This window comes from Stenotrophomonas sp. Steno-Z4, assembly GCF_056393145.1.
On record NZ_JBWJPC010000001.1, the window covers coordinates 841,021 to 866,501 of the forward strand.

20 protein-coding genes are annotated in these 25,481 nt (G+C 67.2%); 6 read left to right on the forward strand and 14 right to left on the reverse strand.

Translation table 11 applies throughout. The features are described from left to right. Positions 1–6 precede the first annotated feature (6 nt). Both AC06E7_RS03725 and AC06E7_RS03730 read right to left on the reverse strand, forming a co-directional pair. Entirely contained in the window at positions 7–1,074 is a 1,068-nt protein-coding gene (locus tag AC06E7_RS03725; protein ID WP_068854805.1) for a LacI family DNA-binding transcriptional regulator, read from the reverse strand. A 42-nt stretch (positions 1,075–1,116) separates the two neighbouring features. Beyond that, entirely contained in the window at positions 1,117–2,409 is a 1,293-nt protein-coding gene (locus tag AC06E7_RS03730; RefSeq protein WP_068854025.1) for a sugar MFS transporter, read from the reverse strand. A 414-nt stretch (positions 2,410–2,823) separates the two neighbouring features. Here AC06E7_RS03730 and AC06E7_RS03735 point away from each other — a divergent pair, with 414 nt between their 5' ends. From AC06E7_RS03735 to AC06E7_RS03745, 3 genes are all read left to right on the forward strand, one after another. Continuing rightward, complete coding sequence (locus AC06E7_RS03735; RefSeq protein WP_068854807.1) at positions 2,824–3,795, forward strand: glucokinase family protein; 972 nt, start codon at positions 2,824–2,826, stop codon at positions 3,793–3,795. Between the two features lie 62 nt (positions 3,796–3,857). Further along, entirely contained in the window at positions 3,858–6,521 is a 2,664-nt protein-coding gene (locus AC06E7_RS03740) for a TonB-dependent receptor (RefSeq protein ID WP_068854026.1), read from the forward strand. A 115-nt stretch (positions 6,522–6,636) separates the two neighbouring features. Continuing rightward, positions 6,637–8,973, forward strand: coding sequence for a family 20 glycosylhydrolase (locus AC06E7_RS03745; protein ID WP_478063057.1), 2,337 nt, complete (start codon positions 6,637–6,639; stop codon positions 8,971–8,973). A gap of 94 nt (positions 8,974–9,067) precedes the next feature. Here AC06E7_RS03745 and AC06E7_RS03750 read toward each other — a convergent pair whose 3' ends face one another. Further along, positions 9,068–9,442 carry a VanZ family protein gene (locus AC06E7_RS03750; RefSeq protein ID WP_478063059.1) on the reverse strand — a complete coding sequence of 125 codons (375 nt, stop codon included), beginning with the start codon at positions 9,440–9,442 and terminating at the stop codon, positions 9,068–9,070. Positions 9,443–9,458: 16 nt separating this feature from the next. Beyond that, positions 9,459–10,643, reverse strand: a complete 1,185-nt coding sequence (locus AC06E7_RS03755; RefSeq protein ID WP_068854809.1) for a class I SAM-dependent methyltransferase — start codon at positions 10,641–10,643, stop codon at positions 9,459–9,461. Positions 10,644–10,698: 55 nt separating this feature from the next. Here AC06E7_RS03755 and AC06E7_RS03760 point away from each other — a divergent pair, with 55 nt between their 5' ends. Beyond that, positions 10,699–11,436, forward strand: a complete 738-nt coding sequence (locus AC06E7_RS03760) for a pteridine reductase (RefSeq protein ID WP_478063061.1) — start codon at positions 10,699–10,701, stop codon at positions 11,434–11,436. Positions 11,437–11,724: 288 nt separating this feature from the next. Here the strand turns inward: AC06E7_RS03760 and folK are convergent, their stop codons facing one another. Beyond that, positions 11,725–12,207 (reverse strand): 2-amino-4-hydroxy-6-hydroxymethyldihydropteridine diphosphokinase, encoded by a 483-nt coding sequence (gene folK, locus AC06E7_RS03765; protein ID WP_478063063.1) that lies wholly within the window; start codon positions 12,205–12,207, stop codon positions 11,725–11,727. A gap of 84 nt (positions 12,208–12,291) precedes the next feature. Between folK and AC06E7_RS03770 the strand changes: the two genes are divergently transcribed. Continuing rightward, positions 12,292–13,029: a proteasome-type protease gene (locus AC06E7_RS03770; RefSeq protein ID WP_184125636.1), complete on the forward strand. Its 738-nt coding sequence runs from the start codon at positions 12,292–12,294 to the stop codon at positions 13,027–13,029. Between the two features lie 50 nt (positions 13,030–13,079). Here the strand turns inward: AC06E7_RS03770 and AC06E7_RS03775 are convergent, their stop codons facing one another. The 4 genes from AC06E7_RS03775 to AC06E7_RS03790 form a co-directional block, all read right to left on the reverse strand. Then, complete coding sequence (locus tag AC06E7_RS03775) at positions 13,080–14,600, reverse strand: ATP-binding response regulator (protein ID WP_184125638.1); 1,521 nt, start codon at positions 14,598–14,600, stop codon at positions 13,080–13,082. Between the two features lie 3 nt (positions 14,601–14,603). Further along, on the reverse strand, positions 14,604–15,044 hold the full coding sequence (locus AC06E7_RS03780; RefSeq protein ID WP_184125640.1) for a response regulator: 441 nt from the start codon (positions 15,042–15,044) through the stop codon (positions 14,604–14,606). Further along, positions 15,041–16,864 (reverse strand): sensor histidine kinase, encoded by a 1,824-nt coding sequence (locus tag AC06E7_RS03785; RefSeq protein WP_320457956.1) that lies wholly within the window; start codon positions 16,862–16,864, stop codon positions 15,041–15,043. The genes AC06E7_RS03780 and AC06E7_RS03785 overlap by 4 nt, the downstream gene beginning before the upstream one ends. Before the next feature lie 192 nt (positions 16,865–17,056). Further along, on the reverse strand, positions 17,057–17,434 hold the full coding sequence (locus AC06E7_RS03790; protein ID WP_184125644.1) for a BON domain-containing protein: 378 nt from the start codon (positions 17,432–17,434) through the stop codon (positions 17,057–17,059). Positions 17,435–17,605: 171 nt separating this feature from the next. Between AC06E7_RS03790 and AC06E7_RS03795 the strand changes: the two genes are divergently transcribed. Continuing rightward, on the forward strand, positions 17,606–18,649 hold the full coding sequence (locus AC06E7_RS03795) for an oxidoreductase (protein ID WP_478063068.1): 1,044 nt from the start codon (positions 17,606–17,608) through the stop codon (positions 18,647–18,649). Positions 18,650–18,651: 2 nt separating this feature from the next. Here AC06E7_RS03795 and gnd read toward each other — a convergent pair whose 3' ends face one another. From gnd to lipA, 5 genes are all read right to left on the reverse strand, one after another. Next, positions 18,652–19,557 (reverse strand): phosphogluconate dehydrogenase (NAD(+)-dependent, decarboxylating), encoded by a 906-nt coding sequence (gene gnd / locus AC06E7_RS03800; protein WP_478063070.1) that lies wholly within the window; start codon positions 19,555–19,557, stop codon positions 18,652–18,654. A 3-nt stretch (positions 19,558–19,560) separates the two neighbouring features. Beyond that, entirely contained in the window at positions 19,561–20,847 is a 1,287-nt protein-coding gene (locus AC06E7_RS03805) for a hypothetical protein (RefSeq protein ID WP_478063072.1), read from the reverse strand. A gap of 13 nt (positions 20,848–20,860) precedes the next feature. Then, the gene (locus AC06E7_RS03810; protein ID WP_478063074.1) at positions 20,861–21,553 is read right to left on the reverse strand and encodes a DUF2242 domain-containing protein; all 693 of its coding nucleotides are present in this window, start codon (positions 21,551–21,553) and stop codon (positions 20,861–20,863) included. A 116-nt stretch (positions 21,554–21,669) separates the two neighbouring features. Beyond that, the gene (locus tag AC06E7_RS03815) at positions 21,670–23,847 is read right to left on the reverse strand and encodes a carboxy terminal-processing peptidase (protein WP_184125654.1); all 2,178 of its coding nucleotides are present in this window, start codon (positions 23,845–23,847) and stop codon (positions 21,670–21,672) included. A 607-nt stretch (positions 23,848–24,454) separates the two neighbouring features. Next, the gene (gene lipA / locus AC06E7_RS03820; protein WP_068854039.1) at positions 24,455–25,465 is read right to left on the reverse strand and encodes a lipoyl synthase; all 1,011 of its coding nucleotides are present in this window, start codon (positions 25,463–25,465) and stop codon (positions 24,455–24,457) included. Positions 25,466–25,481 lie beyond the last annotated feature (16 nt).

Consider the following 25,481-nt stretch of genomic DNA (forward strand, 5'->3'; position numbering starts at 1 on the left):
CGGGACTCAGGTGGTTTCAGGGGTGGGGGGCCGCGTGCCGACCGGCCGCATCGGCGCGGTCGAACCGCGCACGACCAGCTGCGGTACAAAGCCCTGGTTCTGCAGCTGCAGCGGCGCATCGTCATACGCATCGCTGCGCAGCTGCGCGATCAGCAGGCGCGCGGCATGCCGCGCGATGTCTTCGGTGGCCTGCTTTGCGGTGGTCAGCGGCGGCCACGACTGGCGCGAGAACGGGCTGTCCTCGAAGCCGGCAATGGACAGGTCGTAGGGCACGTTCATGCCGGCCGACTTGGCTGCGGCGAGCACGCCGGCGGCGATTTCATCGTTGGAACCGAAGATCGCGGTGGGCGGCTCGCGCAGCGCCAGCAGCCGGCGCGCGCCACGGAAACCGTCGTCGAAGGTGTAGTCGCCCTGCACCACCAGGTGCTTGTCCACGGTCATGCCGTAGTCGCGCAGCGCGGCTTCGTAACCGGCGTGGCGTTCGCCGCTGGAACGGTGCGAGGAGCCACCCCAGAGGAAGCCAATGCGCTGGTGGCCGAGCTGGATGAGGTGTTCGGTGATTTCGTAGGCGGCCTCGCGGTCGTCCACGAACACGCACGCGCCATCCTGCGGATCGGCGGTGGCGGCGATGATGCGGACCAGCTTGATGCCGCGCGCGGTCAGCGCGGCGACCAGGTCGCGGCGTTCGGACATCGGCGCGGTCAGCACCAGCCCGGCCAAGCGCGAACGCTGCACCCAGTCGGCGAGCTCTTCGGCCAGCATCGGCGAACTGGAATCGCACGGGTGGATCTGCAGCCCGAAGCCGGTCTCGCGGCACGCGGCCAGCACGCCGTTCTGCACACCGATGATGTGGTACGGGTTGGGGTTGTCATAGACCAGCCCGATCACCAGCGTGGTGCCGGTGCGCAGGTTGCGTGCGGCGGGATCGGGCTCGTAATCGAGTTCGGCGATGGCGCGCAGCACGCGCGCGCGCGTGGCCTGCATGACCGACGGTTCGTTGTTGATGACCCGCGAAACGGTCTTCAACGACACCTTGGCCCGTTCGGCGACATCCTTGATGGTCGCTCTACGCATGCTCTTTTCCTGGCTCACCGGTTGGGCGTCCATGATCGCCGATCACTGCCCGTCGCGGGGCAGCCCGACCCGGTGGCCGCGCAGGGAGTAGAACAGGATGTACAGGTAGCACGGGACCATCAGGCCCGCGAACACCCACTGGAAGTCGAAATGCTGCTTCAGCACGGCGAACGCCTGCGGGATGATCGCGCCACCGGCGATGGCCATCACCAGCAGCGCCGAGCCGGTTTCGGTGAAGCGGCCCAGCCCCCGGATCGCCAGCGGGAAGATCGCCGGCCACATCATGGCGTTGGCAAAGCCCAGCGCGGCCACGAAGCCGACCGACACATAGCCATGGGTGAACAGCGCACCGATGCAGAACAGCACGCCCAGGCTGGCCGAGATGCTCAGGTAACGCTGCTGCGAGACCAGGTGCGGAATCAGCGCCAGGCCGGCCAGGTAGCCCACCAGCATGGCGAACAGGGTGATGGAGGTGAACAGCTTGGTCTGGTCCAGCGGCAGGCCGAACCCGTGCCCGTAGGTGCCGATGGCATCACCGGCCATCACTTCCACGCCCACGTACACGAACAGGCACAGCACGCCCAGCCACAGGTGCGGGAACTGGAAGATGCTGCTGCGTTCGGCCAGGCCGGGCGCGCGCGCCGGGGTGGCGTTGGCTTCGGCGGTCTTGATTTCCGGCAGCGGCGAGAACAGCACGCCCACCGCCAGCACCACCAGCAGGCCGGCCATGGCCATGTACGGCATCTGGATCTTGGCCGCGAAGGTATCCAGCAGCGCGTTGCGGGTCACCGGGTCGGCGCTGGCCACCTGCTCGGAGAGGTCGCCGATGCCGTGCAGCACCAGGGTGCCGATCAGGAACGGGGCGATCATGCCGGCGATCTTGTTGCAGATGCCCATCAGCGCGATGCGGCGCGCGGCGGTTTCGATCGGGCCCAGGATGCTGATGTACGGGTTCACCGCCGTCTGCAGCAGGGCCAGGCCGCTGCCGATGATGAACAGGCCGCTGAGCGCACCGGGATACCAGCGCTGCTGCGCGAAGTGCGCGAACACCACCGCACCGGCGGCCATCACCAGCAGGCTCAGGCTCAGGCCCTTCTTCATGCCGGTGCGCTTGAGGATCCACGAGGCCGGCAGCGCCAGGAAGAAGTACGAAAGGTAGAACACCATCAGCACCAGGAAGGCGCCGACCTCGTCCAGTTCAAAGGCCAGTTTGACGAAGGTGATCAGCGGGCCATTGAGCCAGGTGAAGAAGCCGATCAGGAAGAACAGCACCCCGATGATGAGGATCGAAGTGGCCACGCTCGAACGCGCGGTAGCAGCAGGCACGGCAGACATCTGGAGGGCTCCTGCATCGACGGCACGCGGGCGGCGTCGGAAGAGTGGCTGGGAACAACGTTGTCACATTTATTCGATGGGCCACCCGGCTTTGTCAACAATTGGTTTCCGCGCAGATCGCCGAAAACCGCATGCTGCATCTGCACAGAAACCCCGCAACGCCCCGCTGTGCCTTCACACGGCCCCTGATTGCAACGGCTTTACGAAATCTTGACGGGAGTGGACTGAAAACGTTTTCTTGTGACGCAGGTCGCTGCGCCGCAGCATCGAAAGTGTGAGGTTGTCGTTGACATCGTTGTCAGAACGATTACAGACTCCGCTCAATCGCCGGGGTCCAGACCTGGCCGTACGTATCCCAAGGGAGCCCGTGTGACCGCAGCCGCCCACGCCGTATCGGCCAACGCCCCCCTCTCGATGCCGCCCTTCCTGGCGGCCGACGTGGGCGGCACGCATGTCCGCGTGGCCCGTGTACAGGCCAGCCCGGACCCGGCCCATCCGGTCCAGCTGCTTGAGTACCGCAAGTTCCGCAACGCCGACTACGCCGGCCTGAGCGCGATCCTGCAGGCCTTCATCGCCGACGGCGAGCGCCCCGCGCACTGCGTGGTGGCCACCGCCGGGTATGCCCGCGAAGACGGCACGGTGATCACCGCCAACGTGCCGTGGCCGCTGTCGGCGCGCCAGATCGAGGCCGACCTCGGCCTGGAAACGGTGTACATCGTCAATGACTTCGAAGCCGTGGCCTACGCCGCCGCGCAGGTCGATGCCAGCGGCGTGCTGCAGCTGACCGGCCCGGCCACCGCCCCGCGCGGCCCGACCCTGGTGGTTGGCCCGGGCACCGGGTTGGGTGCGGCGCTGTGGATCCCGACCGCGCATGGCGCGGTGGTGCTGGCCACCGAAGCCGGCCAGCCGACGCTGGCGGTGAGCACCGAGCTGGAAATGGCGATCGTGCGGCAGATGCAGCGCGACCTCGCCCACGTCTCGGTCGAACATGCGCTGTCCGGCCCGGGCCTGATGAACCTCTACCGCGCCCTGTGCGCGATCGAAGGCCAGCCGGCCGTGCTGGCCACACCCGATGCGATCACCGCCGCGGCCGTGGGCAACCAGGACGCACTGGCCCGCCAGAGCCTGGACGTGTTCTGCGGCCTGCTCGGCAGCACCATCGGTGACATGGCGCTGCAGTACGGCGCCCACGGTGGCGTGTACCTGGCTGGCGGCATCCTGCCGCAGATCCGCGAATACCTGTTGAACAGCACCTTCGTGTCCCGGTACCTCAACAAGGGTCCGATGCGCGAGGCGCTGGAACGCATACCCGTGAAGGTGGTCGAGCACGGGCAGCTGGGCGTCATCGGCGCCGCCAGCTGGTACCTCGGCCGCACGGACGCTTGATCGCACGCATCGCAAACCGCACGCCGTCGCTGGCGCACCAACGATTGATGAGGAGAGACATCATGAACCACCGCAAGAGCCTGCTTTCGGCAGCCATTTTCAGCTGTATCGCCTTCGGCGCCCATGCGCAGGAAGCACAGCCCACCGCCACCGACCTGGACACCGTGGTCGTCACCGGTATTCGCGGTTCGATGGAGAAATCCCTCGACACCAAGCGTGATGCCAATGCGCGCCTGGAAGTGGTCACCGCCGAAGACGTCGGCAAGCTGCCGGCGCACAACGTGGCCGACACCCTGCAGCGCCTGCCCGGCGTGAACATCAGCTCGGCCAGCGCCGACGAAGGCGGCTTCGACGAAGCCGACCGCGTCAGCCTGCGCGGCACCAGCCCCAGCCTCACCCAGACCCTGATCGACGGCCACAGCGTCGGCTCGGCCGACTGGTTCGTGCTCAGCCAGGGCAACAACGTCGGCCGCAGCGTGAGCTACTCGCTGCTGCCGTCGGAACTGGTCAGCTCGGTGGAAGTGAACAAGTCCTCGCAGGCCAAGCTGCAGGACGGCGGCACCACTGGTACGGTCAACATCATCACCCGCAAGCCGCTGCAGTTCTCCAAGCAGCTCAGTGCCGAAGCCTCGCTGGGCGTGGTGCGTTCGGACCAGGCCGATTCCAACGACCCGCAGTTCTCGGGTCTGTTCAACTACAAGAACGCCGACAGCACCTTCGGCGTGATGGTGCAGGGCTTCTACCAGAAGCGCGAGCTGCGCCGCGAAGCGCAGGAAATCCCGGGCGGCTTCTTCAAGATCAAGGCCACCGACCCGGTGGCGGCGACCAACCCGGACCTGGTCGGCGTGAACGTGCCGGGCCTGCTGGGTTCGACCCTGTTCGAGCAGACCCGTGAGCGCAAGGGCGGCCTGGTCACCCTGCAGTGGAAGCCGATCGACGACCTGACCCTCGGCCTGAGCGGCTTCACCTCCGAACTTGAAGCGAACAACTACAACCGCAACTACATGATGTGGGGCGGCAACTTCGCCGCGTCGCAGGCGCCGAACCCGGGCTACACCATCAAGGACGGCGTACTCACCAATGCCACCTACGCGGGCGTGCCGGGCACCAACTACGCCGTGTACGACATGATCTACCGTGAGGCGACGGCCAAGACCAGCTACGTCACCTTCGATGCCGACTGGCAGATCAATGACAACCTGGGCGCCAAGTTCCAGGCCGGCACCACCAAGGGCACCGGCGAGACGCCGCGCCAGTTCATTGCCGAAGTGACCCTGGGCCAGGGCGGCGGCGCCAGCTGGGCCACCCATGGCGCAGGTTCGCCGGTGGATTGGAACGTGGGCGGCGATACCAGCCCGGGCGGCGTCAGCAGCTTCGGCACCTGGGGCAACCAGCAGGTCAAGGCGGAAGACAAGGAAGACTGGGCGTCGCTGGACTTCAACCAGTACTTCGGCGATGGCGGTGCACTGAGCTCGATCGACTTCGGCCTGCGCTTCGCCGACCACGAGCGTGAAGCGCTGTCGCCGGAAGGCGCCAGCCCGGGCGACATCTGGTCGGCCCTGCAGGGCAGCGCCACCGGCCAGTACCCGAGCAACTTCGCCAGCGGCATCGGCGGCACCTTCCCGCGCGACATCTGGTACTACACCCCCGACGCGCTGAAGACCGCCATCCTCAACAACTCCACCTGGCTGTCCAACAACGATGGCCCGACCGGCCGCCACAACTACGGCGCCGAGTGGAAGGTGAAGGAAAAGAACTTCGCCGGCTACGTGCAGGCCAACTTCACCGGTGACTGGTGGAGCGGCAACGTCGGCCTGCGTTACGTGGACATCAAGCAGGACATCGACACCTACCTGGCGGTCAGCGATGCCGCCCGTGCCGACGTGAGCAGCCTGTTTGGCATGTGGCAGCGCCAGGCGTTCCAGAACAAGCACAGCCGCGTGCTGCCGAGCGCCAACATCAAGTTCGACCTGGACGACAACCTGGTGCTGCGCGTGGCCGCGTCGCAGACCCAGACCCTGCCGGACTACTCCGCGCTGGGTGCCTCTGCATGGGGTTCGGACCTGAACAAGACCGGCGGTGGCGGCAACCCGGAACTGAAGCCGACCATCGGCAGCAACCTGGACGCCAACCTGGAGTGGTACTTCATGCCGCGCGGCCTGCTGTCGGTTGGTGCGTACCACATCGACCTGAAGGACTACGTCGCCTTCGACGTCGTCAACCGCCAGCTCTTCAGCGAACTGACCAACCAGCTTGAAACCTACGCGGTCTCCACCCCGATCAATGCCGACGGCAAGGTCACCGGCGTGGAAGTGGCCTACGAACAGCCGATCGGCGAGAACTTCGGCATCAACGCCAACTACACCTACGCCAACGGCAGCTCGGCGCACACCTGGGCCGACGGCAGCCACAACCTGCTGGGCACCTCGAAGAACACCTACAACGTGGGCGCCTTCTTCGAGAATGAAACCTTCGGTGCACGCGTCAGCTACACCCGCCGTTCCTCGTTCCTGATCAGCCTGTCCGGTGCCAACCCGTACTACCAGGATGATTTCGGCACGCTGTCGGCCTCGCTGAGCTACGCACCCACCAAGTGGATGAGCATCACCCTGGATGGCCTGAACCTCAACAACCCGACCTACAAGTACTACCAGAGCGCGTCCATTCCGACCTCGTTCTACTCCAACGGTCGCCAGTACTACCTGAACTTCCGCTTCAAGTACTAATGTGGCATTGGTGTGCCGGCCAACGCCGGCGCTACCCGGTGGGCCGTTACGGCCCACTGAAAACGGGCCCGGAACCGGGCCCGTTTTTTTTAACCCGCACCAAAGGAATGACCCGATGCACACCCGCACCCGTCGTACCTCGCTTTCACTGCTGCCGCTGGCCCTGGCGCTCTCGCTGGCCCCGCTGGCACATGCCACCGATGCCCAGGCCCCCGATGGCCCGCGCGCCCTGCCCGGCTCGTTGCCACTGATTCCCGCCCCCGCCCAGCTGCAACGCCTTGAGGGCGCGGGCTACACCGTCACCTCCACGACCGCGCTGCGCGCGCAGGGCGCGGCCGCCCAGCGCGTGGCCGGCCTGTTCGCGACCCAGCTGCAGCACAGCGGTGGTCCCGCGCTGGTCGTGGCCACCGCACGCGGCAATGACGGTATCCGCTTCGTGCTCGACGCCACCCTGAAGACTGGCGCCGAGGGTTACCAGCTGCGCAGCGATGCGCGCGGCGTGACCGTGCAGGCCGCCACCGAAGCGGGCCTGTTCTATGGCGCGGCCACCCTGTCGCAGCTGCTCACGGGCGGCAGCGACGGTGTCGTGCCGGCACTGAAGATCGACGATGCGCCGCGTTTCAGCTGGCGCGGGCTGATGCTCGATTCGGCGCGCCACTTCCAGAGCCTGGACGAGATCAAGCGCGTGCTCGACGCGATGGCCGAACAGAAGCTCAATACGTTCCATTGGCATCTCACCGATGACCAGGGCTGGCGCATGGAAATCAAGCGCTACCCGAAGCTCACCGGCGTGGGCAGCTGCCGCATTCCGGCCGGCGATGGCGGGCGCGACCCGGCCACCGGTGCGCCGCGCCCGTATTGCGGCTTCTATACCCAGGACCAGATCCGTGAAGTGATCGCCTATGCTGCCGCGCGGCATATCCAGGTGATCCCGGAGATCGACGTGCCCGGCCACGCCACCGCCGCCATCGCCGCGTACCCCGAGCTGGGCACGATCGATACGCCGTTGCAGCCACTCAGCGAATGGGGCGTGTTCCCGAACCTGTTCAACACCGAAGAAAGCACCTTCGAGTTCCTGGAGAACGTGCTGGAGGAAGTCATCCAGCTGTTCCCCGCCAAGTACGTCCATGTCGGCGGCGACGAGGCGGTCAAGGACCAGTGGGAAGCCTCCGCGCGCGTGCAGGAACGCATGCGCGAAGTGGGCGCCGGCACCGAAAACGAGATGCAGGCGCACCTGATCAAGCGGCTGGAGAAGTTCCTCGAACAGCACGATCGCCGCCTGATCGGCTGGGATGAAATCCTCGAAGGCGGGCTGCCGCCGGAAGCCACGGTGATGTCCTGGCGCGGTACCGAAGGTGGCCTGAAGGCCGCCAGCGAAGGCCACGACGTGGTGATGTCGCCGGTCACCGACATGTACATGGATTACCTGCAGACCAACTCGGAAAACGAGCCGCCGGGCCGCCCGCTGACAACCCCGCTGGGCCGCGTGTACGGGTTCGAGCCGGTGCCCGACAGCCTGGCCCGCGACAAGCAGCAGCACATCCTGGGCCTGCAGGCCAACATGTTCACCGAGCACACCCGCAGTGTCGCGCGCCTGCACCACAACGTGTTCCCGCGCCTGGCCGCAGTCGCCGAAACCGGCTGGTCGCCGCGTGAGCGCCGCGACTTCGCCGACTTCCTGGCGCGCCTGCCGTCGCAGCTGCAGCGCTGGCAGGCGATGGGCATCGCGTATGCGCAGACCCCGTTCGAAGTGGAAGCGGATGTGAGCGACGACCGCAAGGCGGGCACCGCGACGTTGGCACTGCGCAACCCGCTCAACTACGAGATCCGCTACAGCGTGGACGGTAGCCCGGTGACCGCGGCGTCGCCGCGCTACACCGCGCCGCTGACCCAGCCGCTGCCGGTGGGGGTCCAGGCCGCCACGTTCTTCGACGGCCAAGCGCTGGCCAAGGCGGCCAGCCGCTTCGACGTCACCGCGCAGTCGCTGCTGAGCCGCACCGACGAACACCTGGCAATGTGCCCGGGCGAAGGCAAGCTGCTGTTGCGGCTGGAAGACGACGGCCCGGCCGACGGCGCGCGCGCCATCTTTAACGTGAACATCTTCAATCCTTGCTGGTTGTGGGAAGGCGCGGACATGGACGGCATCGCCAAGCTGCGGGTGCGTGCCGGACAGATTCCGTACTACTTCCAGCTGGCCCACGACGAACCGCAGCGGCGCTTCGTGAAGGCACGCAGCGCACACGGCGAGATGGACGTCCTCAATGCGCAGTGCGATGGCAAGCCGCTGGCCAGCGTGCCGCTGCCGGCCACCCCGGGCGCGGATGGATTCATCACGCTGGAAGCGGCGCTGCCGCGTTCACTGAAGGGCCGCCAGGACCTGTGCGTGCGCTTCACCGGCGACACCCGTCCCACGATGTGGGTGCTGGACACGCTCGAGCTGGTACCGCGCTAGGAGCGTGCCGACCAACGGTCGGCACCTACCGCTCGAAGCAGGTTGGCGGAACTCCGACAGACCGGTAGGTGACGACCGTTGGTCGTCACCCCGCTCACCCGCGCAGGCGCAGCAGCAGGTCGCGCAACGGCGTGAATACCGTTGCCATGCCGACCACCACGCCGATGCTGTTGGCCAGCGCATCCATCGGGTCGGCCATGCGATCGGTGGTCAGCGCGCCCTGCAGGAATTCAATGCCCACGCCCAGCAGCACCAGCCCGGCGCCGGCCCACAGCAGTGCCGCGCGCGTGCGGTAGATCTGCACCGCCGCCGAGGCCAGCAGGAAGTACGCAAGGAAGTGCTCGACCTTGTCGCTGTTCTGCGGCAATGCCAGCGGCGGTGGCGGGATCAGGCAGACCACGATCGTGACCGCGATCGCCAACCACCACAGCCCCAGCCACACGCGCGGGAAGCGCAGCGGCTTCAACATTCCGGTCGCAGTCATTTCAGAGCCGCCAGGTCAGGTCGCCAAGCAGGAACGCCGGATCGAAGTCCACGTCGCGCTGGAAGCCCATCACCTGAAAGCGCTCGCCCATCTCGCTGGGCAGGGTGAGTTTCTTGACCTGGTCACGCAGGCGCAGCTTGCCGATCTCGTCGGCACGTTCCTCGGCCAATGCCAGCAACCCATCCAGGCCGTTGCCGAGCAGGAAACTGGACTGGGTGCAGTAGCCGGCCAACTCGAAGCCGGCATGGGTGCCCGCTTCGGCCAGCGCGGTGAAATCCACCGACGCGGTCAGGTCCTGCAGGCCCGGCCAGAGGAACACGTCGTTGTGCACATGGTGACGGTAGAAGGCGCGCACGGTGCCGTCATCGCGGTCATCGCGGTAGTACTCGTTGCGCGGGTAGCCGTAATCCACGAACAGCATCGCGCCGCGCTTCAGCCCGCCAGCGACCGCCTGGATCCAGTACGGCAGGTGCGGCAGCAGTTCGGAACGGTAGCCATCGGCGAAGGGCTTCTCACGGTAGCGTTCCAGATGGCGCACGGCCGAGGTGAGCATGGCATCGGCCGGTTGCGCGCCGCGCATGAAGCGCCCGTCGGCATCCAGTTCCACGGTTTCTTCGTAGACCATGCCGTCGCGCGCCAGGAAGCGCGGGGTCGGCAGCGCATCGATGACTTCATTGGCGAACACCATGCCGTCCCAGTCGTCGTCGAACGGGCCGTCCAGCCATTCCACCAGGGCGAACAGCGGCGGCACCAGCGCCTTCTCCAGGCGCTCGCGCTGGCGCTCGCGCAGGTCCGCGCTGGGTTCCAGGATCGCATAGCGCTCCGGCAGCGCATCCAGTTCCAGCATGCGCTTGAGCAGGATCTCGGCGAACGCACCGCTGCCGCCGCCCAGTTCCAGGAAGCGCGCCTGCGGCCCCAGCTGCTGCATGACCGGGGCCACTGCGTTGGCCACGGTGGCGGTGAACAGCGGGCCCAGTTCCGGAGAAGTGGTGAAATCCCCCGCCGCACCGAACTTGCTGGCACCGGCGCTGTAATAACCCCAGCCAGGTGCATACAGGCTCAGTTCCATGAACCGGGCAAATGGCATGGCACCGCCATTGGCGAGGATTTCCGCGCGCAGGGCAGCGGCCAGTTCGTCGCTGTGGGCCAGGGCGTCGGCGTCGGGCGTGGGCAGGGAGGTATGCATGGTGCGGGCGATTGCGGTGACAATGCACAGCATAGCCGAGCAGGAAGGAGCCCCGATGACCGCCACCACACCCGCCGTGCTGATCACCGGCAGCGCGCGCCGGATCGGCGCCGCCATCGCCCGCCAGTTCCATTCCTGTGGCTGGTCGGTGGTGCTGCACGCACACACCTCCACCGCCGAGCTGCAGCAGATGGCCTTCGACCTGGACATGCTGCGCCCGGGCAGTGTGCTGGCCCTGCAGGCCGACCTGCGCGACGCCGATGCCCTGCCCGACCTGGTCGAACAGACCGTGGCCCAGTTCGGGCGGCTGGATGCGCTGGTCAACAACGCTTCCAATTTCTACCCCACCCTGCTCGGCCAGATCACCGCCGACCAGTGGGACGACCTGTTCGCGGTGAACGCCCGCGCGCCGCTGCTGCTGGCGCAGGCCGCCGCGCCGCAGCTGCGCCGCCACCAGGGCTGCATCGTCAACCTCACCGACCTGCACGGCACCCAGCCAATGCGAGACCACCCGGTCTACGCCGCCGCCAAGGCCGCGCTGGAAATGATCACCCGCTCGCTGGCGCTGGAACTGGCGCCGAAAGTCCGGGTCAACGCCGTGGCGCCGGGCGCGATCCTGTGGCCCGAACAGGGCAAGGACGATTTCGCCCAGCAGGCGCTGCTGGCACGCACCCCGCTGGGCCGCACCGGGGCGGTGGAGGAGATCGCCGAGGCCGTCTACTGGCTGGTCAACGACGCCCCGTTCGTAACCGGGCACACGTTGCGGGTGGACGGCGGGCGGCAGCTGACCTGACCGCCGGGATCGTATCGACCAACGGTCGATACCTACCAACGGCCACCACGGGATCGTATCGACCCACGGCCACCGCGGGATCGTATCGACCCACGGCCACTGCGGGATCGTATCGACCCACGGCCACCGCGGGATCGTATCGACCCACGGCCACCACGGGATCGTATCGACCCACGGCCACCACGGGATCGTATCGACCCACGGCCACTGCGGGATCGTATCGACCCACGGCCACCGCGGGATCGTATCGACCCACGGCCACCGCAGGTAGGTGACGACCGTTGGTCGTCACAGCTCGACCACCTCGAACGCGTCACCGAACTGCCGATGCGCCCGCCACAACGTGGCCAGGTCCAGGCCGCTGACCGGGTCGATGAAGTCCGGCGCGATATCGGCCAGCGGCTTGAGCACGAACGCGTGCTTCAGCTCCGGCCGCGGAATCCGGAGGTGCCCCGGGCCTTCCACGATCAGGTTCCCGTAGAACACCACGTCGATGTCCAGCGTACGGTCGCTGAAACGCGGCCCGCTGCGGTCACGCCCATGGGCGTCTTCCACGGCATGCAGCCATCGGTCGAGGTCCTCCAATGGCTCGTCGGTCTTGATTGCCACCGCGTTGTTGAGGAAGGCCGGGCCATCGAAGCCCACGGCGGCGGTGCGGTAGGCCGGGGACACCCGGATATCGCCGAAACGCCCGCGCAGCGCGGCCACCGCAGCGTGAAGATGCTGCTGCGGTTGCAGGTTGCTGCCCAGGCTCAGGAGCACAGTGGTCATGGTATTCAGCGTACGTGGGGCGAATCCACACGGGGCCAACAGGGGCTCCGCATAGAATCGGGGTGCACATCATAGGACACCGACATGACCTATTGCGTCGGCATTGCGGTGGACGAGGGCCTTGTCTTCGCCGCCGATACCCGTACCAACGCGTCGCTGGACGACGTACGCGTGCACCGCAAGCTGCACGAATTCGAGTTTCCGGGCGAAGCGGTCTTCGTCATCATGGCCGCCGGCAACCTGGCCACCACCCAGCTGCTGATCTCGCGGCTCCACCGCGACGTGGAGGAACAGCGGCCGGAAAACCTGCGCGCCTACCGGCACCTGTTCGAGGTGGCCGAGTACGTGGGCCGGGTGCTGGTGGACAGCCAGGTCAAATGCAGCAATCCCGAACACGGCCATGACGGGGTCAACACCCAGGCGACCCTGATCCTGGGCGGCCAGGTCGGCGGTGAACACCCCGGGATGTACATGATCTACCCGCTGGGCAACGCGATTGCCGCCTCGCCGGAAACGCCGTTCCTGCAGATCGGCGAATCCAAGTACGGCAAGCCGATCCTGGACCGCATCATCCGCCCGCAGACCCGGCTGGACGATGCCGCGCGCACGGCAATCGTGTCGCTGGATTCGACCATCCGTTCCAACCTTTCCGTGGGCCTGCCGGTCGACCTGGTACTGCTGCGCGCTGGCGACCTGCGCATCAGCCACCGCATGCGCCTGGCCGGCGACAGCCCGCTGTACGCGGAGATCCATGGCAACTGGTCGCGGCGGCTGGAACACGCCGTGGCCAGCCTGCCCAGTTTCCCGTGGGAAGATGCGTAGATACCGACCGCTGGTCGGTATTCCCCAGCGTCACGACCAACGGTCGTGACCTACCGCGTGAACGCCAGCGCCTCGGCCACCGAGCGGAACACCTGCTGCATTTCCAGCGGTTTGCGCAGCACGTGCACCTCCACGCCCTCGGGGAACGCGTCCAGCGGCACCGGAACCTCGGCGTCTTCCAGCACCAGCGCCGGGCCGCGGTAGCCCAAGGTGGCCATCTCATCGAGCAGGTGGCTGGCTGAAAGCAGCTTTGCCCCTGCATCGGCGATCACCAGCGCCGGCATCGCCTCCTGCTGCATCCAGCGCAGCGCAGCGCCGCCATCGGAGGCCAGCTGCAGGTGATACCCCTGGCTGGACAAGGCATTGCCCAGCAGCGACAGCCGGGTGGCTTCGCCATCGACCACCAGGATCGACTGCCCCGCACCCGCCGCTACCGGCTGTGCCTGTGGGGCCGCATCGACAGGCGCCTGGCGCATCGGCAGCCGCAGTTCGAACCGGCTGCCCACGCCCGGCGTGCTTTCCACCCGGATGCTGCCCTGGGCGCCTTCGATGATGCGCTTGCAGGAGATCAGGCCCAGCCCCGTGCCGTTGACCTTGGTGGTGAAGAACGGGTTGAACAGGTGCGCCAGCACCTCGGCGCTCATGCCCACGCCCTCGTCGGTCACCGAGATGTGCAGCCAGTCCTGGCCATGCGCATCCGGGGCGGCCGCCGCGCGCAAGGACAAGCGCCCGCCATTGGGCATGGCCTGGATCGCGTTGAGCGCCAGGTTCAACAGCACCTGCTGCAGCTCGGTGTAGTTGGCATCCACCGCCAGGGCCGGGTCGTCCACGTCCAGATGCAGGCTCACCTGCGCCGGCAAGGTACTGCGCAGCAGCAGTTCCATCGCCTCGAACAGGTGGGCGATCTGGATCCGCTCGCTCGGGGTGCGCGAGCCGCGCACGAACGACAGCATGGATTCGGCCATTTCATGCCCGCGCCGCCCACATTCGGCGATCACGTCGGCCAGGTGGTGCAGCTGCGGATCATCGGTGCGGGCCTTGAGCAGCTCGGGCATGATCAGCAGCGGCTGCAGGATGTTGCGCAGGTCGTGGCTGAGCCCGGCGGCCAGCAGCGACAGGCTTTCCAGTCGCTGCGCGCGCATCAGCTCGGCTTCCACCCGCTGGCGGTCGATGGTGCCGCGCGCCTCGCGCACGGCACGCGCCACCGCCGACGGCAGCCGCGCCGGCTGGTGCTTGATGATGTAGTCGTTGGCGCCCTGGTGCAGCGCGGCCACGGCATTCTCTTCGCCGATCGTGCCCGACACGAAGATGAAGGGCACGTCCGGGTGCCAGCCGCGCACGATCTCCAGCGCCTGGTTGCCCGAAAAACCGGGCATGGCCAGGTCGGACAGCACGATGTCCGGCGCGAACCGCAGCAACGCATCGCGCAGTTCGGCAGCGGTCTCGACCCGCTCGAAGCTGGCCTCCAGCCCGGCGTCGAGCATCTGCCCGCACATCAGCTCGGCATCTTCGGGCGAATCCTCCACCAGCAGGATGCGCAGGTGTCCCAGCGAGGGGCCGGTGAGCGGCATGGGTTACTCGACCTCCGGGGCCTGGTTGATCAGCGCCCAGAACTTGCCGAGCGTCTGCACCGCACCGAAAAACTGGTCCACGTCCACCGGCTTGACCACATAGGCATTGACGCCCAGGTCCCAGCTGCGGGCCAGGTCACTCTCTTCGCGCGAGGACGACAGGATCACCACCGGCAGGCGCTTGAGCTCCTCGGCATTGCGGATCTGGCGCAACACTTCCAGCCCGTCCATGCGCGGCATCTTGATATCCAGCAGCAGCACCGCCGGCAGGCCTTCCTCGCGGTGTGCGAAAGCGCCGCGGCGCAGCAGGTAGTCCATCGCTTCCACGCCGTCTTCGACGTGCACGATCGGGTTGGCCAGGCGCGCTTCCTTCAGCGCATCAATGGCCATTTCGGCGTCGGCGGGGCTGTCCTCGGCCAGCAGGATGGTACGCAGAGCGGTCATGGGACGGGACCTTTGTGGTTGAGTGCGTCGAGAGAGGAAGGCAGCAGGAAGTGGAACGTGGCGCCCTGGTCCAGCGCCGCTTCGGCCCAGATGCGGCCGCCGTGGCGGGCCAGCACCCGGCGAACGCTGGCCAGGCCGATGCCGGTGCCGGGGTACTCGCTGGCCTTGTGCAGGCGCTGGAACACGCCGAACAGTTTGTCGGCGTAGGCCATGTCGAAGCCGGCACCGTTGTCGCGCACACTGAACAGGTGGCTGCCATCAGGCTGGCGCGCGTACTCCACCGCAATCCGCGCAGGATGGGCGTTGGCCGAGTACTTCACCGCATTGCCCAGCAGGTTCAGCCAGAGCTGCCGCATCATGTTGTCGTCGCAGACGAGGATCGGCAGCGGTGCGATCTTCCATTCGATGCGCCGCGCCGCGCCGCCGTGTTCGGCTTCGCTTTTCACGTTGGCATCCAGCAGCGCGCGGGTGTCGGCGACCAGCGACTGCATGTCCACCGCCTGCAGGCGCATCGCCGCCCGGCCGAGCCGCGAATACACCAGCAGATCGTCGATCAGTGTCGCCATGCGCCGCGCCGAGCCCGAGATGACGTCCAGGTAATGGCGCGACTTCTCGTCCGCGTCCTCGCCCAGGTGCCGGGCCAGCTTGTCCGAGAAGCCGGCCACGTGGCGCAGCGGCGCGCGCAGGTCGTGCGACACCGAGTAGCTGAAGGCCTCCAGTTCACGGTTGACCTCCGACACCTGCTCGACCTTGCCCTCCAGCTGGCGGTTCAGTTCTTCCACGCGCTGCTGAACGGCACGCTGCACGGTGACGTCGCTGATCGTCATCAGCACCACTTCGTCGTCGCGGTCCGGCAACGGCATGCGGCGGGCGTTGATCAGCAGGGTGCGCACCTGGTCGTCGTCGGTGCGCTGCTGGTGTTCGAAGTCCCACAGTTCACGGCCACGCAGCAGCACGTCCATCAGCCGCTGGCGTACCGCCGGATCACTCCATGCCCCATCACCCAGCGTTTCCAGGGCGCGGCCGTCGGTGGTGGCGTCATCGTGCAGCCCATACAACTCGGAGAACGCCGGGTTGTGCAGCTGCACCTTCAGTTCGCGGTCAAGCAGCACGATCGGCTCCCGTACGGTATGCAGCACCGATGCCGCACGTGCCGACGCGCGCCGCGTGGCACGCTCGGCGGTGGCCCGGTGCAGCATCTGCCGATGCAACAGCCACAGCACCAGCCCGAGCAGCAGCAGCTGCACGACCAGCGCGGTCCACGACACCAGCTCGCCCTGCCGCTGCTGCTGGGCGAACACGGCTGAACGCTGGGCCAGCAGTTCCTCCTCGCGGTCCTGCAGTTCCTCGATCAGGCCGCGGATCGGATACCGGGTGGTCAGGTCCTGCACCAGTTGGCGCTGTTCGTCGTCGGGGCTGGAGCGCGCCAGCTCGCCGGCCAGTTCCATGCGCCGGTCCAGCAGTGACTGGATGCGCCCGATGCGCACCAGCTGTTCGGGATTGTCGCGGGTCAGCTCGGTCAGCCGCGCCAGCCGCGCCGGAATGTGGCGGGCCTGCCCAAGCCGCTCGCGCAACCCGGGGGCATCGATGCCCTTGGACAGGGTCAGCGCCGCCGATTCCACGTCGCGGACGTCGGCCTGCAGCTGGTACACGGCAACCCCGACGTCCTGGGTATGGGTGACCCAGCGCATCGCGTCGAGATTGTCTGCGGAAAGTCTGCGCAGGGTCAGCCATGGGACCACGATGATGGCCACAGCCGCCAGGCCGAGGGCCGGCAACCGCCAGCGGTCCCAGCGTTCATCACTGAAAACCAGTGCCATAGACCCTCGTTGGCTTGCATGCTCCCCTCCCCGCCTGCGCCACCCCGGTGCCGGAACGACGCCCGCAGGGGCGAAGTCCTGAATATACTCCACACCAACGTGAATACGGGACGGGACCGGACAGCGGCGCCGTCCACGAAAAAGGGCGCGCCTGACGGCGCGCCCCGGTGTCTGTGCAGGTGCTGTCGCGGATCAGCGCTTGGCAGCGGCCGCGGAGACCTTCAGTGCACTGGCGTCCACACTCTTGACGCCCTTGATCATCTTGGCCTTGGCAATGGCATTGTCATGCTCGGCCTTGGTCGCCACGGTGCCCGACAGCGATACCACGCCGTTCACGGTTTCGACCTTTACTTCCGTGCCGGGAACCTTGCTGCTCGCCAGCAGGTCACTCTTGACCTTGGTGGTGATCCAGGTGTCGGTGACCGGCTCGTCAGAATCATGCATGTCTGCGTGGGTCATCGCCGCCTTGTCGGTGGTCTTCGGCGGATCCTTGGCCATTGCCGCCGAGGTGCCCAGCAGCATGCCGAAAGCGAGCGAAGCAGCAAGCAGATTACGGGTAGTGTTGGTCATGTGCGGTGTCTCCCTGGTTAGTGGGCCCAGTGTCGGCTGCGATGCGTGGACAGCACGTCGCTGCAAGATCACGTTGCCGTGAACCGGTCAGGTTCAATCCCAACAGTTCAGGTTTCCCGCACTGCATCATTTGCAACTATTCTTATCCAAGGCAACACGGCAGGTACGCACATGGCGACGATCGCACAAGTGGGATTGATCGGATACGGGCTGGCTGGAAGCGTTTTCCATGCGCCGCTGATCCAGCACACGCCGGGCCTGGCGCTGCACAGCATCGTCAGTTCGCAGCGCGAGCGGCTGCTGCGCAGCTTCACCGATGTGCACATCCACGCGGATGTGGCGCCTCTTCTGGCCGACCCGGCGGTGGACGCGGTGGTGATCGCGACGCCCAATGAACAGCACGCACCCCTCGCGCTGGCGGCATTGCGTGCAGGCAAGCACGTGCTGGTCGACAAACCGTTTGCGTTGAGCGCGGCCGAAGCGGTGGCGGTGGTGGATGCCGCGCGCGACGCGGAGCGCGTGGTGTGCGTGTTCCAGAACCGCCGCTGCGATGCCGACTTCCTCAGCCTGCGCAGTGTGCTGGCGTCCGGTACGCTGGGCCGCGTTGCCGAATGCCATTCGCACTTTGACCGCTTCCGCCCGCAGGTGCGCGATCGCTGGCGCGAGAGCGATGCACCCGGCAGCGGATTGTGGATGGATTTGGGCCCGCACCTGCTGGACCAGATGCTGCAGCTGTTCGGCTGGCCCGAAGCGATCAGTGCCGACATCACCGCGCAGCGCGACGGCGCGCGCAGTGATGATTATTTCCATGCGGTGCTGCATTACCCCGCGATGCGCGCGATCGTGCACGCCGGTTCACTGGTGGCCGCATCGGCGCCACGGTTTGCCGTGCACGGCAGCGCCGGCAGCTACCTGAAGGAAGGCCTGGATGTGCAGGAAGACCAGCTGCGCCAGGGCATCGCTCCCGGCGCGCCGGGCTGGGGTCTGGATCCGCAGCATGGGCTGCTGGTGCAGGTGGATGCCGAAGGAAAGGTACATCGGCAGACTGTGGACAATGCTGTCGGCGACTATCGCCGGTTCTACGCCGCGTTCCGCGATGCGATGCTCGGCGAGGGCGAAGCGCCAGTCAGTACTGAAGAAGCACTGCAACTGATGCGGCTGCTGGAAGCAGGCCGCGAAAGCGCCGGCAGCGGCCGGCGCGTGGATCTTCGGTAAGGTTATTCCTTGACCATCGCGTGGCCGCCGAACTGGTTGCGCAGTGCGGAGAGCATGCGGTCGCTGAAGGAATTCTTTTCGCGTGAGCGCAGCCGCTCCAGCAGCGACAGGGTGATCACCGGGGCGGAGACGTCCAGGTCGATCGCTTCAGCCACCGTCCAGCGGCCTTCGCCGGAATCGGGCACGAACGGCGCGATGCCGTCCAGCTGCGGGTTGCGGGTCAAGGCGTCGGCGCTCAGGTCCAGCAGCCAGGACCGCACCACGCTGCCGTGCTGCCAGGCCGCCGCGACCTGGCCCAGGTCGAGGTTGAATTCGGTCTTGCGCTGCATCAGCGCGAAGCCTTCGGCATAGGCCTGCATCATTCCGTACTCGATGCCGTTGTGGACCATCTTGCAGAAGTGCCCGGCCCCGCTCGGCCCCGCGTGCACCCAGCCGCGATCCTCGGCCGGGGCCAGGGTGCGGAAGATCGCACCGACGCGCTCGACGGCCGCCGCATCGCCACCGATCATCAGGCTGTAGCCTTCCTGCAGCCCCCACACCCCGCCGCTGGTGCCGCAGTCGAGGTAGGTCACGTCTTCTTCCAGCAGCTGCGTGGCGCGGCGCATCGAATCCTTGTAATACGAGTTGCCGCCGTCGATCACCACGTCACCTTCGGACAGGTGCGGCGACAGCGACGCCAGGGTCTGGTCGACCACCTCACCGGCCGGCACCATCAGCCAGACCACGCGCGGCACCGACAGCTTCGCCAGCGCCTCGGCCGCCGTTGCGCTTACGTCGAAGCCGCGCGCAGCGGCACTGGCTCGGGCCGTTTCACCGGGGTCCACGCCGATCACTCGGTGGCCGCCGCGGTGCAGCCGCTCGGCCATGTTGGCGCCCATGCGCCCCAGTCCAATCATTGCAATTTCCATGTCTCACCTTTGCTCGGTTTGCGAATGTGTCGACGCTGCCGCGCACTGCTGGAGCTGCGACTGGATCCAGCGGCGGTACAGCGTGGTGTGCAGGTTGTGCAGGCCCAGCTCGAACGCGAACGGCGTGCGCGGATTGCGGTCGAGCAGGCGTGCGATGTGATAGCCCACCGGACGTATACCGCGTGGGTGCACATAAATCACGAACTCCCGATAGAACGGATCGTCCAGCAGCGCGTCCAGTTCAGCCAGCAGCGGCTGCTGGCCGGCCGGCAGTGCCGCGCGCAGGGCCGGGTCGCGTTCGAACAGCAGGCGCTCGAAGCGGCGCAGCCCGGGGCCGGGCATGCGGCTGGCCAGCTCCCAGATGCGGCGGTTGATGCGGTCGTAGTGGGCGAAGCCGCCGTGCTCGCGCAGCGCCTTGGCTGCGCCTGCGCCGACGTCGACGATCACGAAGTTCTCGGCCTGGTTGTTGATGTCGTCCAGGTACACCGGATCGAACACATGTTCGATGAAGCCCGGGGCGCCCACGAACGCTTGGCGGCCGCGCTGCGAGGTGCGCACGGCCTTGCCATCGGCAAAGAACTCGCCGGCGTGATGGCCGAGCAGAATGCTGTCGGTGTCATGGAGGGTCAGGAAGGTGCCGATGGACAGTTCGCCCGGGGTGAACCCGGCATCGAAGGCGGCATCGCCATACAGCTCGCGCTGGGTGGCCAGCTGCGCCACCTGCCGGCCCACCCCGCATTCACTGCGCACCCGGCCGTCATAGAACGCCTGCACGGCCGCGCTGTTGGACCCGTGCGGCTGGTAACCGCGGCCGAAGCTGCGAAAGCCCTCCCAGCCTTGCGACCGGGCGCCGCCGGGGCCGAAGCCGATCCAGCCCAGCTGCAGCGCCGAGAACCGGTAACCGGGGTTGTCCTGCAGGCGCGTGGCGGCGCGGCGGGTGGCCTTGCCCAGCTCGAAGGCGTAGGCGCACACGGTCGCCGGATCGTCCAGCAGCGTCTGCAGGAAGCGCTCGCGCTGCGGGGCGGCCCAGGCACGCGGCAGCTGCACGCGCAGATCGCCGGCAGCCTGCGCCTGGGACAGGTCGGCCCGTTCACAGACGGGGCCACCGTGCACGCGCGGCGTGGCAATGTCGGCGTCCTGGAGCTGCCAGCCGAGTCGTTCGATCAGCCGTTGCACGCAGGCGCCCGGGTCCGTGCGACCTTCCGCCGCCGGAAGCAGGCCCATCACCGCAGTCAGCAGAACGCCCACTGCGCGCAGCCTGCGCGAGGGATGACGACCCCTGCCCGGCATGCTTCGCGCCCGCTCAGTGCGCGTCGTCTGGCGTATCGCTGGCAGGAACCGGGGGCGGCGCTGGCGTCGGCGCGGCAGGTGGTGCGGGGACCGATGCAGGAACCGGCGCCTGCGCAGGCTCGGGAACAGGCGTCACCGGCGGCGCCGGGGCCGGCGGAACCGGCGCGGGTACCGGCTCCGGGGTGCTGGTCTTGGCCGCCGGCAGGTACTGCTGCAGGCGGGTGAAGAAGCGGCGGTAGAAGTCGCCGTCCTGCACGGTGCTGCTGGCCACCTTCACCAGCGAATCGTCGTTGCTGCCGAACGGCAGCGACACCGAGCCCAGCGCGCCCACGCCCACACTGGCCGAGGTGGGGCTCTTTTTCAGCGCATAGCGGTCCTGCACGGCACTGACGAACACCAGTGCTTCGTCGCCCCGCGCGGCGCAGGAAATGCGCAGCACCAGCTGCTCGTGCGAGTCCTCGGTCGGCTGGAAGTTCTTGTTCGCTTCCACCGCGTCGGCGTCGGCACGTGCGATCGCATAGCCCTGGCTGAGCAGGGTACGCCGCGCGGCTTCGCAGGCCTGCGCCGGCGTGCCGGGAACGGTACGCGAGTACGTGTCGCCCGAATCGAAGGATTCGCGCAGCAGCGTGCTGTCAGCGGCCTTGCCGCCGCAGGCGGACAGGCCAAGGGCCAGCAGGCCGGCCGGGAGTGCATGGGACAGCCGCATGGGCGCTCCTGCAGGAGGATGATTGCGCAAGCATAGGCCCGGCAGCGTATGCGTGGGGTCTAAAAGCAAAGGGCCGGCGTTTCCGCCGGCCCCTCGTTTTCACTTGATTCACCCGATCAATCGGCCCAGCGGCCTGCGGCGGTCGACTGCGGCAGCACCTGCGCCGACAGCGGGCGGTCTTCGGCCAGCAGGTTCACCGCGTCGGCCAGGATCGCGGCGGACTCGCGCAGGAGCGGGTCCGGGCGCTTCTCGGCGGCCTTCTCGCGGGCAGCATCCTTGACGATGTCGCGCTCGTTGCCGGTCAGGCCATCATCGTTGCTGTCATCGGCCAGCGGGTCCAGGTCCAGGCCCAGTTCCTTGCGGGTGGCCTGGCGCTGCTTGCGCTGGGTTTCCTGGCGCTCACGCTCGGTGCGGCGCTCGGCCTCGTTGAGCGAAATGTACTTCTTGGCCGCTTCGGTGCGGAACTGCTCCACGTCCTCGTTCCACCACTGGAACTCCTTGTCGGAGGCGATGCGCGAGGCATGCAGGGTTTCCAGCTTCGGCAGCAGCGGGCCGAAGTTGCCGTACTGGGTGTGCGGGACGGCGGCAATGCGGGTCCACGGCAGCGCGTTGTCGTAAGTGCTTTCACCGTACTCGCTGGCATCCACGCTGGCCGGGAAGGCCAGGTCCGGCACCACGCCCTTGTGCTGGGTGCTGCTGCCGCTGACGCGGAAGAACTGCGCGATGGTCAGCTTGACCTGGCCGAAGCGCTGGGCTTCGCCACTGGGCCAACGGTCCAGGTCCACGATGTTCTGCACCGTGCCCTTGCCGAAGGTGGTTTCACCAATGACCAACCCACGGCCGTAATCCTGGATGGCACCGGCGAAGATTTCCGAGGCCGAGGCCGAACCGCGGTTGATCAGCACGGCCAGCGGGCCGTCCCATGCCACCGCTTCGCTGCGGTCGTTGTTGACCGTGACGCGGCCACCGGATTCGCGCACCTGCACCACCGGGCCCTGTTCGATGAACAGGCCGGTCAGCTCGATCGCCTCATCCAGCGAACCGCCACCGTTGTTGCGCAGGTCCAGCACCACGCCATCGAGCTTGTCGTTCTTGAAGCCGGCCAGCAGCTTGGCCACATCGCGCGTGGCCGAGGCGTAATCGGTCGCGTTGCGGCGGCGGCCTTCGAAGTCCTGATAGAAGGTCGGCAGCTTGATCACGCCCACCTTGCGCGCCGGCGCCCCATCCTTGGCCGGGATGGTCAGCGTTTCACCCTTGGCGGCCTGCTCGGCCAGGCGCACCTTCTGCCGGGTCAGCACCAGCATGTGCGGCTTGCCGTCCACGCCCTCTTCGGCCGGAATGAATTCCAGCCGCACCTGGGTGTCCTTCTTGCCGCGGATCTTGGCCACCACGTCGTCAATGCGCCAGCCGATCACATCCTCGACCGGACCGGACTTGCCCTGGCCCACGCCCACGATGCGGTCACCGGGCTTGAGCGTGCCGTTCACCGAGGCCGGCCCACCGGCGATGATCTCGCGGATCACCACCATGTCGTCCTGGCGCTGCAGCTGCGCGCCGATGCCTTCCAGCGACAGCGACATGGCCTGGTTGAAGTTCTCGGCCGTGCGCGGGGTGAAGTAATCGGTGTGTGGATCAACGGCGCTGGTATAGGAATTGAGGAAAAACTGGAACACGTCCTCGCCCTTCAGCTCATTGACCGACTTCTCCAGCTGCGCATAGCGCTTGTCCAGCGTCTTGCGGATGTCGGCCGGCTGCTTGCCGGCCAGCTTCAGGCGCAGCCAGTCATTCTTCACCGACTTGCGCCACAGGTCATCGAGTTCGGCGCTGCTGGCGGCCCACGGCACGTCCTTGCGGTCGTACTCGAAGCGCTCATCGCTGCTGAAATCGAAATCCTGCTTGAGCAGCTTGCGCGCGTAACCCACGCGCTCGCCCACCCGCTGTTTGTAGACCGCAAACACCTGGAACGCCGGCTCCAGCTCGCCGCCGCGGATGGCGGACGAAATATTCGATTCGAACGGGGCGAACCTGGTGATGTCCGCCTGGGTGAAGAACTGCTTGCTGCCGTCGAGCGATTCCAGGTAACGCTTGAACACGTCCTTGGAGGTCGCCGCATCCAGCGCGCGCGGCCGGTACGCATAGCGGCTGTCCGACAGCAGCCCGTACACCAGCTTGGAGGTCGTCACCTGGTCGGCCGTGGCCGCCGACGGCAGGGCCGGCGAATCGGCATAGGCAGCCAGCGCCAGCGGCGCGGTCAGCGCCAGGGCCATCAGGAATGCGGGGGCTTTGAATTTCATCGACTTGCTCATGGCACCTTGCCAACGGGGAGACTGCGTGCGGATCAGACCACACGACAGTGCCGAAAGTTGCGGGGTTTGTCATCCACCGCGTCAGAACGCGGATTTCCAGCCTAAACGCGGGGCTGTATCAAATTGTGAATGACGCGGAATTGCCGCGGGCAATGGGGTTTACGGGCTGAACCGCGCGGCGGTCTGGACCATTTGGCGGTCGGCAGGCATTCAGGCCGGAGCAGCTTGATGGTCTTCGACCAGGTCCATCGCGCGCGTTGAGGGCCCCGCCGCGGCCGGCAGGCCCCTGTGCAAATGTCCCCCGGCGGTCGCCCTGCGGCGACGGCCTCCTCCTTTACTTTGCCAGGAGCCTGCCGGCCGCGACGGGGCTCGGCTTGCGGTTCGCACTGGAAAAGCAGGAGCCTGGGGGCCAACGCCGGTGGGTCGAGTGTCGGGTCGCCATGCCCTTGGAGGCGAATTGAAGGAGGAGGTGTCGGCCGCAGGCCGACGCCGGGGGACATTCGCCGGAAAGGGCATGGGGGCCCGGCGCTCGATTCACCGGCAGCCGCGTCTGATCGGAGCGCGCGCTCCCATCAGACGGGAGAAGCACCAAGGCTCAGGCGACGCCTGCGCCCTTTGCCTGGACGTCGGCGTGGTACGACGAGCGCACCATCGGGCCGGAGGCCACGTGGCTGAAGCCCAGCTCGTAACCGTAGACCTCCAGTTCCTTGTATTCCTCGGGCGTCCAGTAGCGCAGCACCGGGTGATGGTGTGCGGTCGGCTGCAGGTACTGGCCGATGGTGATCATGTCCACGTCGTGCGCGCGCAGGTCGCGCATGGTTGCCCGCACCTGGTCCATGTCCTCGCCCAGGCCCAGCATGATGCCGGACTTGGTCGCGATCGACGGGTGCTGCGCCTTGAAGTTCTTCAGCAGGGTCAGCGACCACTGGTAATCCGCACCCGGGCGTACGTTGCGGTACAGGTCCGGCACGGTTTCGATGTTGTGGTTGAACACGTCCGGCGGGTTGGTCGCCAGGATGTCCAGCGCCCGCTCCATGCGGCCCTTGCCGCGGAAGTCCGGGGTCAGCACTTCGATGCGGGTGTTCGGCGACTTGGCGCGGATCGCCCCGATGCAGTCGGCGAAGTGCTGGGCACCGCCGTCGCGCAGGTCATCGCGGTCCACGCTGGTCACCACCACGTACTTCAGGCCCATGTCGGCCACGGTCTGGGCCAGGCTGGCCGGTTCACCCGCGTCCGGCGGCTTCGGTCGGCCGTGGGCCACGTCGCAGAACGAGCAGCGCCGCGTGCAGACCTCGCCCAGGATCATGAACGTTGCCGTGCCGTGGCTGAAGCACTCATGGATGTTCGGGCAGCTGGCTTCCTCGCAGACCGTCACCAGGCGGTTCTCGCGCAGCTTGGCCTTCAGCGTCTGCACCGCGTTGCCCGACGGAATCCGGACCCGGATCCACGACGGCTTGCGCAGCACCGGTGCGTCGGCGAACTGCACCGGCGAGCGGCCGATCTTGTCACCGCCCAGCTGTTTGACCCCGGCCTGCAACGGCGCGGCGGACGGCGTGTCGCCCTGCACGACCTGCAGGGGAATGATGCGAGCGGTGGTTTCAGTCATGGCCTTGGTCGGCGGC

Bases quoted from the DNA above. Each gene is read 5' to 3' on its own strand.
- AC06E7_RS03725 (WP_068854805.1), bottom strand. From the start codon at position 1,074: ATGCGTAGAGCGACCATCAAGGATGTCGCCGAACGGGCCAAGGTGTCG.
- AC06E7_RS03730 (WP_068854025.1), bottom strand. From the start codon at position 2,409: ATGTCTGCCGTGCCTGCTGCTACCGCGCGTTCGAGCGTGGCCACTTCG.
- AC06E7_RS03735 (WP_068854807.1), top strand. From the start codon at position 2,824: ATGCCGCCCTTCCTGGCGGCCGACGTGGGCGGCACGCATGTCCGCGTG.
- AC06E7_RS03740 (WP_068854026.1), top strand. From the start codon at position 3,858: ATGAACCACCGCAAGAGCCTGCTTTCGGCAGCCATTTTCAGCTGTATC.
- AC06E7_RS03745 (WP_478063057.1), top strand. From the start codon at position 6,637: ATGCACACCCGCACCCGTCGTACCTCGCTTTCACTGCTGCCGCTGGCC.
- AC06E7_RS03750 (WP_478063059.1), bottom strand. From the start codon at position 9,442: ATGTTGAAGCCGCTGCGCTTCCCGCGCGTGTGGCTGGGGCTGTGGTGG.
- AC06E7_RS03755 (WP_068854809.1), bottom strand. From the start codon at position 10,643: ATGCATACCTCCCTGCCCACGCCCGACGCCGACGCCCTGGCCCACAGC.
- AC06E7_RS03760 (WP_478063061.1), top strand. From the start codon at position 10,699: ATGACCGCCACCACACCCGCCGTGCTGATCACCGGCAGCGCGCGCCGG.
- folK (WP_478063063.1), bottom strand. From the start codon at position 12,207: ATGACCACTGTGCTCCTGAGCCTGGGCAGCAACCTGCAACCGCAGCAG.
- AC06E7_RS03770 (WP_184125636.1), top strand. From the start codon at position 12,292: ATGACCTATTGCGTCGGCATTGCGGTGGACGAGGGCCTTGTCTTCGCC.
- AC06E7_RS03775 (WP_184125638.1), bottom strand. From the start codon at position 14,600: ATGCCGCTCACCGGCCCCTCGCTGGGACACCTGCGCATCCTGCTGGTG.
- AC06E7_RS03780 (WP_184125640.1), bottom strand. From the start codon at position 15,044: ATGACCGCTCTGCGTACCATCCTGCTGGCCGAGGACAGCCCCGCCGAC.
- AC06E7_RS03785 (WP_320457956.1), bottom strand. From the start codon at position 16,864: ATGGCACTGGTTTTCAGTGATGAACGCTGGGACCGCTGGCGGTTGCCG.
- AC06E7_RS03790 (WP_184125644.1), bottom strand. From the start codon at position 17,434: ATGACCAACACTACCCGTAATCTGCTTGCTGCTTCGCTCGCTTTCGGC.
- AC06E7_RS03795 (WP_478063068.1), top strand. From the start codon at position 17,606: ATGGCGACGATCGCACAAGTGGGATTGATCGGATACGGGCTGGCTGGA.
- gnd (WP_478063070.1), bottom strand. From the start codon at position 19,557: ATGGAAATTGCAATGATTGGACTGGGGCGCATGGGCGCCAACATGGCC.
- AC06E7_RS03805 (WP_478063072.1), bottom strand. From the start codon at position 20,847: ATGCCGGGCAGGGGTCGTCATCCCTCGCGCAGGCTGCGCGCAGTGGGC.
- AC06E7_RS03810 (WP_478063074.1), bottom strand. From the start codon at position 21,553: ATGCGGCTGTCCCATGCACTCCCGGCCGGCCTGCTGGCCCTTGGCCTG.
- AC06E7_RS03815 (WP_184125654.1), bottom strand. From the start codon at position 23,847: ATGAAATTCAAAGCCCCCGCATTCCTGATGGCCCTGGCGCTGACCGCG.
- lipA (WP_068854039.1), bottom strand. From the start codon at position 25,465: ATGACTGAAACCACCGCTCGCATCATTCCCCTGCAGGTCGTGCAGGGC.